This is a genomic window from Vreelandella venusta, assembly GCF_007989605.1.
GTDB classification, from domain to species: Bacteria; Pseudomonadota; Gammaproteobacteria; order Pseudomonadales; family Halomonadaceae; genus Vreelandella; species Vreelandella venusta.
The window spans coordinates 1-855 of record NZ_BJUL01000059.1; the positions used below are offsets into that span (position 1 = coordinate 1).

Sequence of the window (855 nt, forward strand, 5' to 3'; positions counted from 1 at the left end):
GACTATTCAAGTGACTCATAGGGCAACCCCACATAGTTTTCCGCAATGGTGGTCAACCCCGCTTTAGAGCTGGTCACGTAGTCCAGCTCGGCCAACTGCATGCGGCTGTTGAAATCTTCCTCATCAGAGAAGTTGTGCAGCATGGAGGTCATCCACCAGGAGAAGCGCTCCGCCTTCCAGATGCGTTTCAGGCAGGTTTGCGAGTAGCGCTCGATTAAATCCGTGCGCCCCTCTTGGTAGACCTTCACCATTAGCCGATAGAGCGTATTCACATCGCTGGCGGCCAGATTAAGCCCTTTAGCGCCGGTGGGCGGTACAATATGCGCGGCATCACCGACCAGGAACAGCCGCCCGTACTGCATCGGCTCGACCACATAGCTACGCAGCGGCGCGATACTTTTCTCGATCGAAGGCCCGGTAACCAGTTTGGCGGCCACCTCATCAGGCAGGCGGCGTTTAAGCTCTTGCCAAAAACGCTCATCAGACCAATCTTCTACTTTTTCGTCCAACGGCACTTGCAGGTAGTAACGACTACGCGTCGCTGAGCGCATGCTGCAAAGACTAAAGCCGCGCTCGTGACTCGCATAAATCAGCTCATCAGAGACGGGAGGCGTATCCGAGAGCATCCCCAACCAGCCAAACGGATAAACTTTTTCAAACTCTTTGATGCGGTCTTGAGGAATCGATTGACGTGAGACGCCATGATAACCATCGCAACCGGCGATGTAGTCACACTCAAGCCTGATCGTTTCACCGTTGTGCTCAAAGGTTAGGTAGGGGCTGTCGCTATCCAGGTCGTGGGGTTGAACGTTTTCCGCCTCATAGAGGGTTGTTGCACCAGCGGCGGCGCGGGCC

Annotated in this window: 1 protein-coding gene; it reads right to left on the reverse strand. The window is 55.1% G+C overall.

Translation table 11 applies throughout. The annotated features are described in order from the left end of the window. Nucleotides 1-2: 2 nt before the first annotated feature. A partial coding sequence (locus HVE01_RS19745; protein WP_146945493.1) for a 4-hydroxybenzoate 3-monooxygenase occupies nucleotides 3-855 on the reverse strand: 853 nt, incomplete at its 5' end.